The sequence below is a fragment of the Shewanella salipaludis genome (genome assembly GCF_012911865.1).
Lineage (GTDB): Bacteria > Pseudomonadota > Gammaproteobacteria > Enterobacterales > Shewanellaceae > Shewanella > Shewanella salipaludis.
Genome location: NZ_JAAXYH010000011.1, coordinates 87,841 through 103,816 on the forward strand (window position 1 = coordinate 87,841; position 15,976 = coordinate 103,816).

Annotated in this window: 14 protein-coding genes; 7 read left to right on the top strand and 7 right to left on the bottom strand. The window is 56.9% G+C overall.

Annotated features, from left to right (window positions below; translation table 11 throughout):
- Window positions 1–84: 84 nt before the first annotated feature.
- From HC757_RS14410 to HC757_RS14430, 5 genes are all read left to right on the top strand, one after another.
- A complete protein-coding gene (locus HC757_RS14410; RefSeq protein ID WP_169565078.1) occupies window positions 85–525 on the top strand; it encodes a response regulator in 441 nt (146 codons plus the stop codon).
- Between the two features lie 22 nt (window positions 526–547).
- Window positions 548–2,251: a putative bifunctional diguanylate cyclase/phosphodiesterase gene (locus tag HC757_RS14415; RefSeq protein ID WP_169565079.1), complete on the top strand. Its 1,704-nt coding sequence runs from the start codon at window positions 548–550 to the stop codon at window positions 2,249–2,251.
- An 89-nt stretch (window positions 2,252–2,340) separates the two neighbouring features.
- A complete protein-coding gene (locus tag HC757_RS19160; RefSeq protein ID WP_169565080.1) occupies window positions 2,341–4,935 on the top strand; it encodes a PAS domain S-box protein in 2,595 nt (864 codons plus the stop codon).
- A gap of 208 nt (window positions 4,936–5,143) precedes the next feature.
- Window positions 5,144–5,587, top strand: coding sequence for a hypothetical protein (locus tag HC757_RS14425; protein WP_169565081.1), 444 nt, complete (start codon window positions 5,144–5,146; stop codon window positions 5,585–5,587).
- A 122-nt stretch (window positions 5,588–5,709) separates the two neighbouring features.
- Window positions 5,710–6,243: a hypothetical protein gene (locus tag HC757_RS14430; RefSeq protein ID WP_169565082.1), complete on the top strand. Its 534-nt coding sequence runs from the start codon at window positions 5,710–5,712 to the stop codon at window positions 6,241–6,243.
- 3 nt (window positions 6,244–6,246) lie between these two features.
- Here the strand turns inward: HC757_RS14430 and HC757_RS14435 are convergent, their stop codons facing one another.
- The 3 genes from HC757_RS14435 to HC757_RS14445 form a co-directional block, all read right to left on the bottom strand.
- Complete coding sequence (locus HC757_RS14435) at window positions 6,247–8,694, bottom strand: serine/threonine-protein kinase (RefSeq protein WP_169565083.1); 2,448 nt, start codon at window positions 8,692–8,694, stop codon at window positions 6,247–6,249.
- Complete coding sequence (locus HC757_RS14440) at window positions 8,688–9,689, bottom strand: FHA domain-containing protein (RefSeq protein WP_169565084.1); 1,002 nt, start codon at window positions 9,687–9,689, stop codon at window positions 8,688–8,690. Before HC757_RS14440 ends, HC757_RS14435 begins: the two co-directional genes overlap by 7 nt.
- 373 nt (window positions 9,690–10,062) lie before the next feature.
- Window positions 10,063–10,926, bottom strand: coding sequence for a YicC/YloC family endoribonuclease (locus tag HC757_RS14445; protein WP_169565085.1), 864 nt, complete (start codon window positions 10,924–10,926; stop codon window positions 10,063–10,065).
- Between the two features lie 179 nt (window positions 10,927–11,105).
- Here HC757_RS14445 and rph point away from each other — a divergent pair, with 179 nt between their 5' ends.
- Both rph and pyrE read left to right on the top strand, forming a co-directional pair.
- The gene (rph, locus tag HC757_RS14450) at window positions 11,106–11,819 is read left to right on the top strand and encodes a ribonuclease PH (RefSeq protein WP_169565086.1); all 714 of its coding nucleotides are present in this window, start codon (window positions 11,106–11,108) and stop codon (window positions 11,817–11,819) included.
- Window positions 11,820–11,924: 105 nt separating this feature from the next.
- On the top strand, window positions 11,925–12,566 hold the full coding sequence (gene pyrE, locus HC757_RS14455) for an orotate phosphoribosyltransferase (RefSeq protein ID WP_169565087.1): 642 nt from the start codon (window positions 11,925–11,927) through the stop codon (window positions 12,564–12,566).
- Between the two features lie 110 nt (window positions 12,567–12,676).
- On the opposite strand, the gene folE is transcribed toward pyrE, so the two are convergent.
- From folE to coaBC, 4 genes are all read right to left on the bottom strand, one after another.
- The gene (folE, locus tag HC757_RS14460; protein ID WP_169565088.1) at window positions 12,677–13,336 is read right to left on the bottom strand and encodes a GTP cyclohydrolase I FolE; all 660 of its coding nucleotides are present in this window, start codon (window positions 13,334–13,336) and stop codon (window positions 12,677–12,679) included.
- A 303-nt stretch (window positions 13,337–13,639) separates the two neighbouring features.
- Complete coding sequence (gene slmA, locus HC757_RS14465) at window positions 13,640–14,233, bottom strand: nucleoid occlusion factor SlmA (protein ID WP_169565089.1); 594 nt, start codon at window positions 14,231–14,233, stop codon at window positions 13,640–13,642.
- A gap of 66 nt (window positions 14,234–14,299) precedes the next feature.
- A complete protein-coding gene (gene dut, locus HC757_RS14470) occupies window positions 14,300–14,758 on the bottom strand; it encodes a dUTP diphosphatase (RefSeq protein WP_169565090.1) in 459 nt (152 codons plus the stop codon).
- Complete coding sequence (gene coaBC, locus HC757_RS14475; protein ID WP_425313975.1) at window positions 14,755–15,951, bottom strand: bifunctional phosphopantothenoylcysteine decarboxylase/phosphopantothenate--cysteine ligase CoaBC; 1,197 nt, start codon at window positions 15,949–15,951, stop codon at window positions 14,755–14,757. Before coaBC ends, dut begins: the two co-directional genes overlap by 4 nt.
- Between the last annotated feature and the right edge of the window lie 25 nt (window positions 15,952–15,976).

The following is a 15,976-nucleotide window of genomic DNA, read 5'->3' on the forward strand; positions in this document are numbered from 1 at the left end:
TATAGTTCATCGACAGGTGCCTGAGGGTTGCAGCCTGGATGGAACCAGTGCATGAGCCAGGGTACCAAACACGGAAGTATTGCCATGAATCAAGAATTGAGTGAACGCAAACCAGTCACCATCTTGCTGGTGGATGATGACTATGTCGATGTGAAGGGTGTTGAGCGCGCCTTGAAGCAACTCAAGATCCCCAATCCTTTGATTCGTGCCAAGGATGGGGTGGAGGCGCTGGAATTATTGCGCCAAGCGGACAGTGTGTCACGGCCTTATCTTATCTTGCTGGATATCAACATGCCGCGGATGAATGGGATAGAGATGTTGGCCCAGTTACGCCAGGACCGCAAGTTGGCGAGCTCAGTGGTCTTTGTGCTGACGACCTCAAAAGACGACGAAGACAGGATAGCCGCCTATGACCAGCATGTGGCCGGCTACATAGTCAAACGACAGGGCGGGGATGGTTTCATACACATCATGGAAATGCTGGACCATTATTGGCGTGTGGTCGAGATGCCCGGCATAAGTTAACGTTAATCGAGGAAGATAATACATGGAAGTGCTTATTATCGATGACGATGAGCTGGACCGTATGGCTATCATCAGGGCCATGAGACACGCCGAGGTTGAGGTCAACTTTGCCCAGGCGACGACGGCGCAGCAAGGTTTGATACTCGCCAATGCGCAACGTTTCGATGTCGTTCTGCTCGACTTCAGGTTGCCTGACTGCGATGGCATCGAGGTGCTGAAAATGTTGCGCAGCACCGGCGCCTGTCAGACGGCGATTGTCATGCTCAGCCAACAGGAGGATGAGACGCTGGCGGCTCAGGCATTGGAAGCCGGGGCGCAAGATTTTTTGCTCAAGGATGAGGTCAACTCCCGCCGTCTGTGGCGCGCCGTATATCAGGCGCAGCATCGTTACCGCCTGGAAGAGGCATTGCATAACAGCAGGAATGAACTGCGGCAGCTGGCCGAGTGCGATCCCCTGACCGGGTTGGCGAATCGCTACGATTTCGAACGCGCCTTGCAGCTTGGGGTCGGCAGGGCCAACAGGGGCGGCACCCTGGCTGTGCTCTTGCTGGATGTCGACAGGTTCAAGCAGGTCAATGACACTTACGGCCATGGAGTGGGCGATCGGTTGCTGATCGAGGTGGCGCGGCGACTCAAACCCGTCATCCGCGAGAGCGATTTGCTGGCGCGACTGGGGGGCGATGAGTTTGTGGTCCTGCTCCAGGACCTGGCCCGCGATGAGCAAGCGATACTGCTGGCCGAACGCATAGTGGCCTCCTTCCACGAACCCATGCTATGCGATGGTATCTCGTTGCGGGTCACCGCCAGCATAGGCATAGCCGTTTACGGCGACAGTGCCAACAACACCCTGGATCTGATGAAATGCGCCGATATCGCCTTGTATCGCGCCAAACAGGCGGGCCGTAATCAGAGCCACTTTTATTCGAAGCAGCTGCATCAGGCCGTGCGCAAGCGCATGGCCTTGGAGCGCGACATACGCAATGCACTGGCACAACAGGAATTCAAACTCTACTACCAGGCCCAGATCGATGCCAAGAATGGTCAGTTGATCGGTCTGGAGGCCTTGCTGCGTTGGGAGCATCCCAGCCGCGGGGTACTACTGCCGGCCGACTTTCTGATCATGGCGGAAGAGATAGGTCTGATGCCGGAAATAGGCAAGTGGGTGTTGCAAAGCGCTTGCCGCCAGGTTCATGCCTGGCGTAACTGCCTGGCTCCCGATGGCCTGTGTCTGGCCATCGCCATCAACTTGTCTGCCGGGCAATTACAGGAGCAAGATCTGTTCGAGACCATAGACAGGGCCCTGGCAGACAGCGGTCTGGATGCCGGCCTGCTCGAATTGGAAATTACCGAACATGCCTTGATCAAGAATCCCCAGAATATCGCCGCCAAGCTGGCCAAGATTGCTGCCCGCGGGGTGCGTTTATCCCTGGATGATTTTGGTACCGGCTTTTCTTCCTTCGAGCATCTGAAGTTATTTCCCATTCATGCGCTGAAAATAGATCGTATCTTCGTCTCGGGCATAGGTCAGGGCGAGGCCCAGGATCGTCTGCTGGCCGCCATGATACGTTTCGCCAAGGCCCTGGGGCTGAAAGTGGTCGCCGAGGGGGTAGAGACCAATGCCCAGGCACAATTTTGCTGTGCGCATGGCTGTGATTTCCAGCAGGGGTATTTCTATGCCGAGGCCCTGCCGGCAACCGAGTTCGAGTCCAGGTTCTTGTTGGCCTGACCGGAACTATGCCCCATCAATGGCCAAGGCTGTGAGAGCGGGAAATACAGAGCCATGTCTTGGGATGGCTAACGAAAGGGAGTGTTGCTGTGCCGTTTTCCCGATTTTTGTTGTCGAAAGATAAACGCGTCTTCGTCAGAACCCTGCTGCTCTTCCTGCTGCTGGCACTGCTGCTCTCGGCCTATTATGGCGGCAAAGTGCATACCAAGGGGGTCATGGAACTGGAGCAACAACTGACGACGCTCACCGACAAGAAAAGCGCCGAGTTGCAGTTGCTGCTGGTCAACATTCAAAAAGATGTGCAATTTCTGGAGAAGACCCCAGGGGTACAAGGCATAGTCCGCGCCAGTTTCAACGCCGGCCTGGACCCACTGCAGGGTGACTCGCTCGAGATCTGGCGCGCCAGGTTGAAACAAATTTTCAGTGCCTATCTCGTGGCCAATCCGGCGTTGAACCAGATCCGCTTCATCGGCATTGCAGATGAGGGGCAAGAACTGGTCCGGGTCGATCGTATCGATGGCACACCTGTTGCCGTCGCCGACAATCAGTTGCAGCCCAAGGCCGCCAGGGACTATTTCATGGCGATCGCCAAACTCGGCAAGGATAGTGTCTATATTTCCGATATCAGCTTGAACCGGGAGCATGGCCGGCTGTCGCAGCCCCTGACGCCCATGATCCGCGCCGGCATGCCAGTGTATCGCCAGGATGGGCAGCTGTTTGGCATGCTGGTATTGAACGCAGATGTTTCCCGGTTACTGGCGAGCATAGGTAGTATCCCATTCGAATTCGGCCAAATCCGCACCCTGATGGTTAACGCCGAAGGCGATTATCTGGTGCACCCGGACGCAGCTCAGAGCTTCGGTTTCGATCTGGGAGAGCGGCATCTCTGGAGCCATGATTTCAACCTGGTCTCACCGCGAGAATTAGCCGCCTCCCACTCGCTTCCCGGACTGCCGCAATCGGGTACCTTTTATTTTTCAAAGAAAAACATAGCGTTGGATCCGGATGAACCACAGCGGGTCCTGACCCTGCTCACCCTGGCACCCGAGTCTATTGTCCTTAACCGGGCTATCATGGCGGGGAGTTATTGTCTGCTTGCCATCGGCATCCTGGGGCTCATCTGTGGCGGGGTATTTTATTATTTTCGGATGAAGTTATTCCTGAAAAATGAACAATTCAAACTGCAGGCCGTGAGCGAATTGGAGACGCTCTTGCGCCAGGTCATAGAAGCCGCCCCCTATGCCCAGGTATTGATCAATCAAGCCGGGGTGATCGAAATGGTCAACGCCCAGACAGAAGCGTTATTCGGCTATGAGCGTGCCGAACTCTTGGGTAAGCCTATAGAAACCCTGATCCCCGCCCGTTTTCATCACCAGCATCCTGGATTGCGCAATGCCTTTCTCGCCAAGCCGGAAACCCGCCCCATGGGACTCGGGCGGGAGCTGTATGCCCTGCGTAAAGATGGCAGCGAATTCCCGGTCGAGATAGGCCTCAGTCGCATAGACACCAAGCAAGGCGCCAAGGTGCTTTCGGCCATAGTGGATATTTCAGAGCGCCAGCATTTCATTGCCGAGCTGTCCCACCGCAACCAAGCACTGTCCAGCCTGGAGAAGCGCTTTAGGCAGGTGATCGAGGCCGCGCCCAACTGCATGGTGATGACGGATAATTTGGGCCGTATCGAACTGGTCAATGCCCAGACCGAAAAGTTGTTCGGCTATCTGCGTGAGGAGCTTCTGGGGCAGCCGATAGAAATGCTGATCCCGCAGCGCTTTCGGCATCAGCATCCGGGCCTGCGCAGCGGCTTTTTTGCCAAGCCGGAGAATAGGGCCATGGGGCTGGGACGGGATCTCTATGCCTTGCGCAAAGATGGCAGCGAATTTCCGGTGGAGATAGGCCTCAGCCGGGTCGACACCACGGTCGGCATCAAGGTGCTCTCGGCGATAGTCGACATCTCGGAACGCAAGCAGTTTACCGACGAGCTGACCCGCAGAAATCAGGAATTGAATAACTTCGCCTATGTGGCCTCCCATGATCTGAGATCGCCGCTGCGGGGCGTAGATCAGCTGGCCACCTGGTTGGAAGAGGACTTGAGCGGCAAGATAGACCCGGAATCGGCCGAGCATTTGAGGCTGATGCGGGGGCGGATCAGCCGTATGGAGCAACTGTTGGCGGATCTGCTGGCCTATGCCCGTGCCGGGCGCCTGGAAGGCAGCCCGGAGCTGGTCGACACCGCCGACCTGGTACGAGATACCTTCGAGCTGCTGTGCCTGGATGCCGCCTTCAGACTGCAACTCGAGGGCAACTTTCCCAGGTTACGGACGGCCAGGGTGCCGCTGGAGTTGATCTTCAGGAATTTACTCGGCAATGCCATCAAGCATCACGACAGAGCCGGGGGGGAAATCAGGGTCAGGGTGCACCCGGGACGCAACAGCTTTGAGTTCGATGTCATAGACGACGGCCCCGGCATACCGCCGGAGTTGGCCGGGCGCGCCTTCAGCATGTTCCAGACCCTGAGGCCCCGTGATGAGGTGGAGGGCAGCGGCATGGGACTGGCGATAGTCAAGAAGACGGTTGAAACCTTCGGCGGCACCATCAGCCTGACCCCAAATTCCCCCCGCGGCGCAGTGTTCAGCTTCTCCTGGCCGGATAAAGTGCGTGAGTCGCTACCCGAGCCTGTGTCATAAAACCCGGCAAGTTGGCGGTAATGTTCGGGCAGCCGTGGCCAGATCTTGCTTGTCGGCGCCACTGTGGCGCGCTCGTGTAATGGCATGTAATGGCATGTAATGGCGTGTAATTCGCTTTGGTCGTTAAATTCCTTACTCTTACAGACTGGATGGCGGAGCTGCCTTGGCCGGCTCACGCCTTGATGCGGATGAGGGTGGACAACGGCTTATGCAACAGACACTACAGCTCCAGGGGGCCGAGTTAAGGCACTGCGCCAGGATAGAGTTGAACAATGATTCCCCCTTTCCCCTGTTCAGGCGGCCGGGTGGCAGCCATTATGAGGCACAATTTCCCGCCGTGCTGCCCGCAAACAGCAGCACCAGCATACTGCTGGAGTCGCATGTGGGCGCCCGGGTCTTCATGGGCTGGGCGCGCTATCAGGCCAGGGACAATCCCGGGATACGCTTGGTCTTGACGTTGACCAAGTCGCTGTTGCCCCAGCAGTCCATGCTCAAGATCCAGCATTCGGCCCGGCTGCGACACGAGATGCAGGTGAGCTATTGCAGTGCCCGCAGATTTGAGGCCAGGCTCAGCCTCAGCGAAGACAGCCTGCCGCTCGATGCCGGCAAGCCGCAGAGCGTTTCCCTGAAGCAGGGGTGTAATGCCGTGTAATCCTTTTTTAAGTCATTAAGAGATAGAATAAAATTCTGATTACTGCTAGCGTGGATAGTGAGTTGAACACGACTCATACAGCTGAGTATCGCACCGCATCATTTTGTTACTTGGAGAAATTTATGTCCGAAAATACCATAATAGTACCGGCTTTTAATGCAAACACGTCGACAGTCGAGGGCGGCATAGCGATCGTCTGCCTCAAGGTGACGCCACATAAAACGGCCGACTGGCAGACGCAAATATTAAGGAATAACGAGTTCCAACCCCTGGACGGTGAACTAGAGGTGATATTCGCAGCGGACAATGTTCAATTCCCGACGCTGAATTTGTTGGCCGAGATGCAGACATTCAAGTTGCTTGTACTGCTCGACGGTTCGGCACAAGAGCCTGGCATATGGCAGTTCTATGATAAGGGGGTATATTTTGAAAACAATACCGCCAACAACCCGGACTTTGCGGTAACCACGGCACTCAATGATGACAGCACTTGCCTGACTATCACTGTCAGCCAGGTGAAGGAAACCAGCAACGAGCTGCCGTTGGCGTTCCGCTACCTGGCCAGCTTCCTGCCTGAGAGCAGCCTTGGCGGCGGTCAATTGGGACTCTATTACTCACAAGATCCCAGTATCAAAATTCAACGTCCGCAGGGCTAGGGCTCAATAACGTTGCAGCAGTGCCGCGAATTCCTCGCGTTGCTGCAGCGGCGTGAACCAGGGCAGAGTAAACCACTCTTTGGCCAGCCCAGAGGCCAGTGCCTGCTCCATCTGTACCAGGGCCGAGTCCAGATTGCCGGTTTTACTGCCGATCAACGCGGCAACATAGGCGACGTTGGTGTCGGCCGGCGCCAGTTTTTGCGCTTCATTCAAGGCACGCATGGCCGCGACTGTGCTGCCCAGATGCAGCGAGGCCTGGGCGCGTTCGAGCCATTCGCCCACGCTCAGCGGCGTCTGTGGTGACAGGTGCAACACCGCCTGATAATGTTGCTCGGCCTGGACCTGGTTGCCGCTGACCAGTTCGGCGTCGGCCAGATTGAGCCGATAGGTGGCGACGTCGGGGCTGAGTGCCACCGAGCGGCGCATGGAGGCGAGTGCCTCCGACTGTTGGCCGCCGATGAGCTGCGCCAGTCCCAGGTAGCTCAGGATTTCCGGGTCTTCACTCTGTGCCAGCACAGCCTCGAAACGCGCTATCGCATCCCTTACCGGTCCATGGGTCAAATAAATGATCCCCAGATTGACGTTGGCCGACCAGTTTTGCGGTTGAATACCCAGGATCTGCGTCAGTCGCTGTTGCGCCTGGCTGGCCTCGCCGAGTGCGATTTCTGTGATGGCGAGGTTCATCAGGCTGGCGGTGTCGTGGCGCAGCGAATGAGCCAACAGATATTGCTCCCGTGCCTGTCGATACTGGTCCTGATACAAGGCCAGGTGTCCCCCCAAGGCGGCGGCATGGGCGGGATCCAGGCCCAATTCGAGCGCTTTCTCCCTGTATTGTTCGGCGTCCCGATAGTCCTGTTGACTCAGTGCCAGCCAGAATCTGTCGACGGCATAGAACACACTGGTCTTGTAGGAGCCCGGGCTCTTGTCCAGCCGCTGCGCCAGTCGCTGCAGTAAGGCAGAATCTTCGGATGAGTGGTACAGCTTGAGCGCATGCTCCCGATAGAGAGAATAGGCCGCGGTAATATAGGGATTACGCTCCAACAAGGTATCGAGGCGCGCCAGCAAACCGGCATCCAGGGTGTTGAATGACAACCTGTATATCGCCAGATATTCCTGATATTCGACCGCCGACATCGTCAGTTTGTCGGGCTGCATATCCAAGCCCTGGAACAGCCTTGCCCAATGGCTTTGGGTCGTTTGAAACAGGCTGTAGTTGTCGAGGTTGCTCAGGCTGGGCCAATTGACCTGCCCCAGTACGCTTAATTGCTTCGGCTCCAAGCGGCTGAGTTTTATCTGGCAAGGCTGGACCCGGCAGTTGATCTCGGTATCGACAATATCCGTTGCGCCGGTCAGCTGTGCCAACTGCGTGAGGTTGTCGTGGTTCTGGTTGAGTTCGCTGCGGGAAATCAGCGTCGTGCCGCGGGTGTGGAGCACCGCCTGGCGCAGGGCATCGTCTATGGTCGCTTGCAACAACAGCTGTTGCTCTTGCGTCGTTGGCTGATCGAATCTGGGTTCCAACACCAGAACATAGCGGTTGGCTCGATGGCTGCGCCAATAATCCAAGCCGGCGTAACCCAGGCCCAGGCAGAGCAGCAACCCCAGCCCCCCCAGCCCCCACAGTGTGAGTGTGCCCTGCAGACGCGGTGGTTTGGCGGCAGGAATGGCCATGGTCTGCTGGCTGAGTTGTGCCTGGAACTCCAAATCCCGGTAGATGCGGGCCAACACCTCGGCGACCTGCTCGCTGTTGTACCCCCGCCGTCCCGGATTGGCATCGAGCAGCTTATTCAGCAGGCTAATCAATTCCGCCGGGAGTGCGGGTATGATGCCGGCGGCATCCATTGCGCGCGGCTTGTCGGCGTCGCTAAAGGGGTGGCGTTTCGCCAGCAGCTCGAAGGCCATCACGGCAAAAGAAAACAGCTCGCTGCGCTCATCGAGTGCTTTACCCTGCCGCTGCTCCGGTGACATATAGGGCTGGCTGCCGTAAGAGGGCGGCGCATCCTGTGGTTGCTGCGCCAGGCCGAAGTCGCACAGCTTGGCCTGCAGCCTGTCGCAGATCAGGATATTACTCGGTTTGATATCACAGTGCAGGATGCCGGCCTTGTGGGCCGCGGCCAGCGCAGCGGCAATCTGGCTGAGGATCTGCAGTTTTTGCGGCAGGCTCAATATCTGTTGGCGTTGCAGCGTCAGCAAGTCATGACCCTTGATGTATTCCATCACCAGCCCTGGAGACTCGCCCTCTATGACTTCGTAGATCTGCACCACATGGGGATGGTTAAGCCGTGCCAGCGCCCTGGCTTCCTGCAGGCTCTGCTGCCGTGCGCCTTGGTCTGTATCCAGCAGTTTCAGGGCGACGTGGCGTGATAACTTCTCGTCATAGGCCAGATAGACGCTGCCCATACCCCCACGGGCCAGGCACTTCTCGATACGATAATGTCGGACCCGGGTTAACATTCAATATGACTTACTGGATCATGGGGCTGCAGAGGCGAAACATATTCGTCTATGTCACCTTTTTTCAGGGTGAAATGGGCAACATTGAAACGCATCTTACCCGGCCTGCGTCCTATGAGCGCCGGATTCTGGCTGTTGCTCAGTCCCAGTTCGCTGGCAAACTGTTTGCGCGCCCGGTAGATAAGAATGTTGAGATGATTGGCATCAATTTTTAAATCGCGCATCAGTTGACTGCCGTCTCTCCAGCCCTGTTCATTCGCCGCTATTCCCAGGCCAATGTCGTGCACTCGATAGCGGGCGAGCAACAGGGTGAGATAGTGATGGCTGCGCATGCCCAAATCGAATGTTTGCCCCGCGTTGTCAATTATGAGCTGGGTGCTCTCCTCATCGAGACTCGTCTTGATGGTCACTGTGAGATTGTTGACCGAGTTATGGCGCAATATTCTGGTATCACAGTTCTGTTCATTGACGAACAGCTGCCATTTTTGACCCGAGAGTAAAATATTGTCGTGATCCGGCCAAGGCTTGTGCTCTACCGATTGCCGGTCATATTCTTCTATGGTCCAGACGTCGCGCTCAGTGTCGTAATAGACCAGCAGCTCGGGAGCCTGCTCATTGGGCAATATATTGAAACGGGCCAGCGGGATCTCTTGTTGCTGTGTGTGCTGCTCCGGATGGGGGATCAGCATATCTATGGGGGGAGACAAGTCCTGCACATCGAAGCTGGCATCGTCGAGATTGCAGATCTTGATGCGATCGCCAAGGTGCAATAACCTGTGCTTATTCGGCTCCAGACGCTCGCCATTGACCCAGGTGCCGTTGAGGCTGATGTCCCTTATCAGCCATTGTTGATTTTCCCATTCTACCAGGCAGTGTATTTTCGATACTTCCGCACGCGGGACTTCCGTCTGCACCGAAAACAGCAGGCGGCCGAAGCTGTGGCTGGTGCATAGATAGACTCGCGTCCCCGATGAGTTATCAATCAAGTAGGCCACTGATTTTCCTTGTATCTACATTGCAATGATAAGAGATCCAATATACCTCAGTGGGCGCGAATGCAAAACACCTAAGCACTCGGCAGGGGTCACATTTACCTCTTTCCATGCCAAGGCTTGTCGGCAGCATTGCACTTGCTGCACCTTGGAAGGCCAAACCTGTTCCGGCGGCACCAGTGGCGAATGGCAAGACCCAGCCTCCATGGAGGGACCTGCGGCGTGTCGGAGAAGGGGGCATGAGGGGAGGCATGAGATGTGATAGCAAGGTCCCGGTACCAGGATACCTGTTGCTCCCGAAGTTCGAAGTGCCATAAACGCAAAAGCCCCGCATCGCGGGGCTTGGGTATCTCTCTGTTATCTATATGCGCAACGGCTATTCCACGTTCTGGATCTGTTCGCGCATCTGCTCGATTAAGACTTTCAGCTCCACGGCGGCGGCGGTGATTTCTGTGCTGATGGACTTGGAGGCCAGGGTGTTGGACTCGCGGTTGAACTCCTGCATCATGAAATCCAGCCGGCGGCCTTCGCTGCCGCCTTTCTTGAGGATGCGCCTCGCCTCGGTGACGTGGGCCTCGAGCCTGTCCATTTCTTCGGCGACGTCTTGTTTCTGTGCCAGCAGCACCATTTCCTGCTCTATGCGGGCGGGATCCAGTTCACCCTTGATCTCGGCGAGGCGGTTGTTGAGTTTCTCGCGTTGATATTCCATCACCTTGGGCATGTGTTCCCGTACCAGGGCGATCTGCTCGGTGACACCGTCGAGGCGGCTCAGCAGCATGTCTTTGATGGCGGCGCCTTCACGGCCGCGGGCCTCGATGAATTGATCTATGGCGCTGTCGAAGGCTTGCAGCAGATCTGCGCCTATGGCGTCCATGTCTTGTTCCGAACTGGAAAGTACGCCGGGCCAGCGCAACAGATCCGTGAGGCTGAGCTCGCCCTGACCCGCTTCCTGCTTGAGCCAGTTGGCGGCGCTGAGCAGCTGTTTGGCCAAGTCCTGGTTGAGTTGCAGCTCGTTGTTGCTGCTGTCGGCCAGCTCGTAGCGCAGGTTGACTTCGACTTTGCCGCGATTTAAACGTTTGCGCAGACGATCCCGCAGCACAGGTTCGAAGCTGCGAAATTGCTCAGGCAGGCGCAGGTAAGTTTCGAGATAGCGCTGATTGACAGAGCGAATTTCCCAGGAGGCTGTGCCCCATTGGGCTTTGTGCTCGATGCGAGCGTAGGCTGTCATGCTTTGGATCATGGGTTATCCCGTTGGTTTAAATCGGCAGATTGAATGGCGATTATAGTGATCTTATCCCCGGGGTTAAAGTGAACCGGCCTCAGTTTGCATAGAATGGCGCGATAACATGGCATCCGGGAGCCCAAGCCCTTATAATATGCAGCCAAAATCGGTAATGACTCTGAAAACAGGAATCTCGCATGCGTCCAAGCAACAGAACGCCAGCTCAAACTCGTCCTATCACCATCACGCGTCAGTTCACCGCTCACGCAGAAGGTTCTGTGCTGGTCGAATTCGGTGAGACCAAGGTACTCTGTACCGCCAGCTTTACCGAAGGCGTGCCGCGCTTCCTCAAGGGCCAGGGCCAGGGCTGGGTGACGGCGGAATACGGCATGCTGCCGCGTTCGACCCACAGCCGCATGGACAGGGAAGCCGCCCGTGGCAAGCAATCGGGCCGCACCCAGGAGATCCAGCGTCTGATCGGCCGTGCCCTGCGCGCCGCCGTGGACATGAAGTCACTGGGCGAGAACACCATAGTGATCGACTGTGACGTGATCCAGGCCGATGGCGGTACCCGTACCGCGGCGATCACAGGGGCCTGTGTGGCCCTGGTCGATGCATTGAACTGGGCCCGTGCCAAGGGCATACTCAAGACCAATCCGCTCAAGTTCCTGATCGCCGCCGTCAGCGTCGGCATCTTCAAGGGCGAAGCCATCAGCGATCTCGAGTATCTGGAAGACAGCGCCGCCGAAACGGACATGAACGTGGTGATGACGGAAACCGGTAAGATCATCGAGATCCAGGGCACCGCCGAAGGCGAGCCGTTCAGCCATGAAGAATTGCTCGAACTGCTGGCGCTGGCCAAGAACAGCATTCGTGAGATAGTCGATGTACAGAAGTCGGCGTTGAATTAAGTTTATATGAAGGACCCGCAAGGGTCCTTTTTTTGGATTAGCCAAGAGCAACGGCATAGATAATGAGAGCTGGGTTAGCGCCGGCTGTAATAACGAGGAGAGATTGTGAAAGCCTATCAGCGTGAGTTTATTGAATTTGCCTTAGAACGTCAGGTACTGAGATTTGGTGAGTTTACCCTTAAGTCGGGCCGTACCAGTCCTTATTTCTTCAATGCCGGCCTGTTCAATACCGGCCGGGATCTGGCGCGTCTGGGGCGTTTCTATGCCGCCGCGCTGGTGGATTCGGGCATAGAGTATGATCTGCTGTTCGGCCCTGCCTACAAGGGGATCCCCATAGCCACTACTACTGCGGTGGCGCTGGCGGAACATCATGATCTCGACATGCCTTATTGCTTCAATCGCAAAGAGAAGAAAGATCACGGCGAAGGCGGCAGCCTGGTCGGCAGTGAGCTGACGGGCAAGGTGATGCTGGTGGATGATGTGATCACCGCAGGTACCGCCATACGTGAGTCCATGGATATCATAGCGGCCCATGAAGCTCAGCTGGCCGGGGTGTTGATCGCGCTCGACCGTCAGGAGAAGGGCAAGGGGGAGCTGTCGGCGATTCAGGAAGTGGAGCGTGATTTCGGCTGCAAGATAGTGTCCATCATCAAACTGGCGGATCTGATCGATTATCTGTCTGAAAAGTCAGGGATGGAAACCGAGCTGGCAGCCGTGAGCCGCTACCGCGACCAATACGGCATCTGATGCCGGCGCAGGTGTCGCTTGAGCGACTCGGCCACAATAAAAAGCCAGACCCAAGGTCTGGCTTTTTGTTTATTGCGCGCTTGAGCGCGAGTGAGGCGCCGGCGGGACTATTACTGATGCAGGAATTCGGCGCGGGTAGCAGGGTTGCTCTTGAAGATGCCGCCCAGTGCCGTGGTGGTGGTGCTGCTGGTGGAGTCCATCACGCCGCGGGATTTCACGCAGTAGTGCACAGCATCTATCTTGACCGCCACATCTTTGCTTTCCAGCAGCGCCTGTAGGGCCACCAGAATCTGTTGGGTCATGCGTTCCTGTACCTGGGGTCGCTGGGCGAAGAAGCGCACTATGCGGTTGATCTTCGACAGGCCAATGATCTTCTTGTGCGGCAGATAGGCGACTGTGGCCACCCCGTCTATGGTCACCAAGTGGTGTTCACAGGTGCTGGTGAGGCTGATGTCCTGCACCTTGACCATTTCATCGAAGCCCATCTTGTTGTCTATGACGGTGATCTTGGGGAAATTGGCATAATCCAGGCCGGAGAAGATCTCATCGACATACATCTTGGCGATGCGGCGCGGGGTATCTGCGAGGCTGTCATCACTGAGATCCAATGACATCAGAGTCAGGACTTCTTTCATATGATGTTCGATGCGCTCTTTGCGCTCGTCGGCACTCAGGCCGCAGGGGATCATGGGGGTTTCCAGGCCGCGCTCGCTCAGTGCCGTGCGTACCGTCAATGCTGCTTCGGATAATACCGCTTCTTTCGATGTCATGGGTTCCTCCACTACCACAGGCAGTGGTTGTCACTGTGTGCCTCTCTCCATGGCCTTGGCTATGCAGCGCCCTGGAGACCGGCAATATACTCTGGGATTGCGCCCCTTCGAGGGCGCGGAGGGGGAGAATACCCTGAATTGCTGTAAATTCATACCGTCGGGCGGACAAAAGACCACAAAAAAGCCGATGGCCAGCAGTGGCTATCGGCTTTTTGTGACTAGTCATTCGCATCGGGCGCTAGTGTAGAGGGGTTGGTTCTAAGAGGCCCAACCTTCCCATGCCGTAGCTTGCCCTGTGTTGTTCTAGCTCTGCAGCAATTGTTGCTGGATGAAGTTCCACTGCTGCTCGAAGTGTTGGGTAGGCTTCTGTTTGAACTCGCTGCGGACGAATTGGGCTATGCGGCCTTCGGCAACCGCCAGCAGCAGGTTGGCCAGTATGGCTTCGTCCAGGTTAAAGCCTTTGCCTTCGCGCAGGGTCTTTTCCCGCAGGATTTGCTTCAGGTGGGTCTCTATCTTGGCGAACAGGCTGCCGATGCGGCTGCGCAGGCGTTCGTTTTCACCCAAGAGGGCATCGCCGTTGAGTACCCTGGAGATCCCAGGATTGCGCTCGGCGAACACCAGCAAGAGCTGCAGTGCCTGCTGGCAACGCTTCATGGTGTCTTTTTCTTCGTCCATGATGAGGTTGATGCGTGACAACAAGGATTCTTCGATAAACTCGATCAAGCCCTCGAACATCCTGGCCTTGCTGGGGAAGTGGCGATACAGTGCCGCCTCGGACACCCCGACTTCGGCGGCCAGTTTTGCCGTGGTGATCCTTTGTCCCGGGTTGGTTTCCAACATCTGTGCCAGACACTGGAGAATATGTTCACGGCGATTTATTTTTGGGGTTACAGCCATTGCAGTTTCCTTCGCTCAATTCTTAGCTCAACTCTTAGATCAATCCTTGGATCAATCATCGACAGATTAGTTGGTGCCCGAGTGGCCAAATCCGCCTTCACCACGATCTGAGCTGTCAAACTCGTCGACCAGTTTGAATTGTGCCTGCACTACGGGAACGAAGACCAGCTGTGCCAGTCTGTCGCCTATCTCCAGGGTGAAGGGCTGCTGACTGCGATTCCAGCAGGACACCATTAGCGGCCCCTGATAGTCCGAGTCTATGAGGCCGACCAGATTGCCGAGCACTATGCCGTGTTTATGACCCAGGCCGGAGCGTGGCAGGATCACCGCCGCCAAACTGGGATCGGCCACATGGACGGCGATGCCAGTGGGGATCAGCACGGTTTCGCCCGGGGCCAGGGTCAGGTCTGTGTCGAGCATGGCCCGCAGATCCATGCCGGCGCTGCCTGGGGTGGCATAGGCAGGCAGGGGAAACTCGGAGCCTATGCGCGAATCGAGGATTTTCAGTTCTATTGGTGTCTTCATTTATGGGTTATTTTTTTCATTATCAATGAGAGCAATTGTCCGGCAAGGCTGAGCTTATCGGTCGCGGGTAAATCCTGGCTGCCATCTTGCCAAAAGACCCGCAGGGCATTGGCATCGGCATTGAAGCCAAGACCGGCAACCGAGACATCGTTGGCGGCTATCATATCCAGCTTCTTGTTGTTGAGTTTGCCCCTGGCGTAGGCCTCGACATCGTGCGTCTCGGCGGCAAAACCCACGGTAAAGGGTCTGGGGCTATGGCTGGCAACCGTGGCTAAGATATCAGGATTGCGTACCAGTGCAAGCTGCATCTGCTCGCTTGACTTCTTGATCTTACCGGCGGCGACTTCGGCGACGCGATAGTCGGCGACCGCGGCGCAACCGATAAAAATACCATGCTGATCAACATTATCCATCACGGCCTGCAGCATCTCCTGCGCCGACTCTACATCTATGCGGTGCACGCCGGCCGGGGTTGGCAGGGTGACGGGGCCGGCAACCAGGGTGACCTTGGCGCCCATGTCGGTCGCGGCCTTGGCCAGGGCGAAGCCCATCTTGCCCGAGCTGTGGTTGGAGATGTAACGCACGGGATCTATGGCCTCGCGGGTGGGCCCGGCGGTGATCAATATCGTCTGGCCGGCAAAACTCTTGGGGGCAAAGAACTGCTCCGTCAACCGGGCGATGGCCAAAGGCTCCAGCATGCGTCCGGGACCGACTTCGCCGCAGGCCTGGCTGCCGCTGTCTGGGCCCCAGAGGGTGAGTCCACGCTGCGCCAGCTGGGCGAGGTTTGCCTGGGTGGCGGCGTTGCGGTACATCTGCTGGTTCATCGCCGGGCAAAGCACCACTGGGGCTTGGGTAGCCAAACAGGTGGTGGTGAGTATGTCATCTGCCATGCCGGCATTGATGCGGGCAAGCAGGTTGGCCGTGGCGGGGGCTATCAACAGCATATCGGCCCAACGCGCCAATTCTATATGTCCCATGGCGGCTTCGGCGGCCGGATCCAGCAGGCTGGTGGCCACCGGATGACCGGACAGGGCCTGCAGTGTCAGCGGGGTAATAAACTCCAGCGCGCTCTGGCTCATGATCACCCGCACCTGGGCGCCACGTTCCTTGAGGCGCCGCACCAGATCGGCACTCTTATAGGCGGCGATGCCGCCACCTATGCCCAGGAGTATTTTTTTATTGGTCAGGCTCACAGACTCAATCCGACTGAGAAATCAT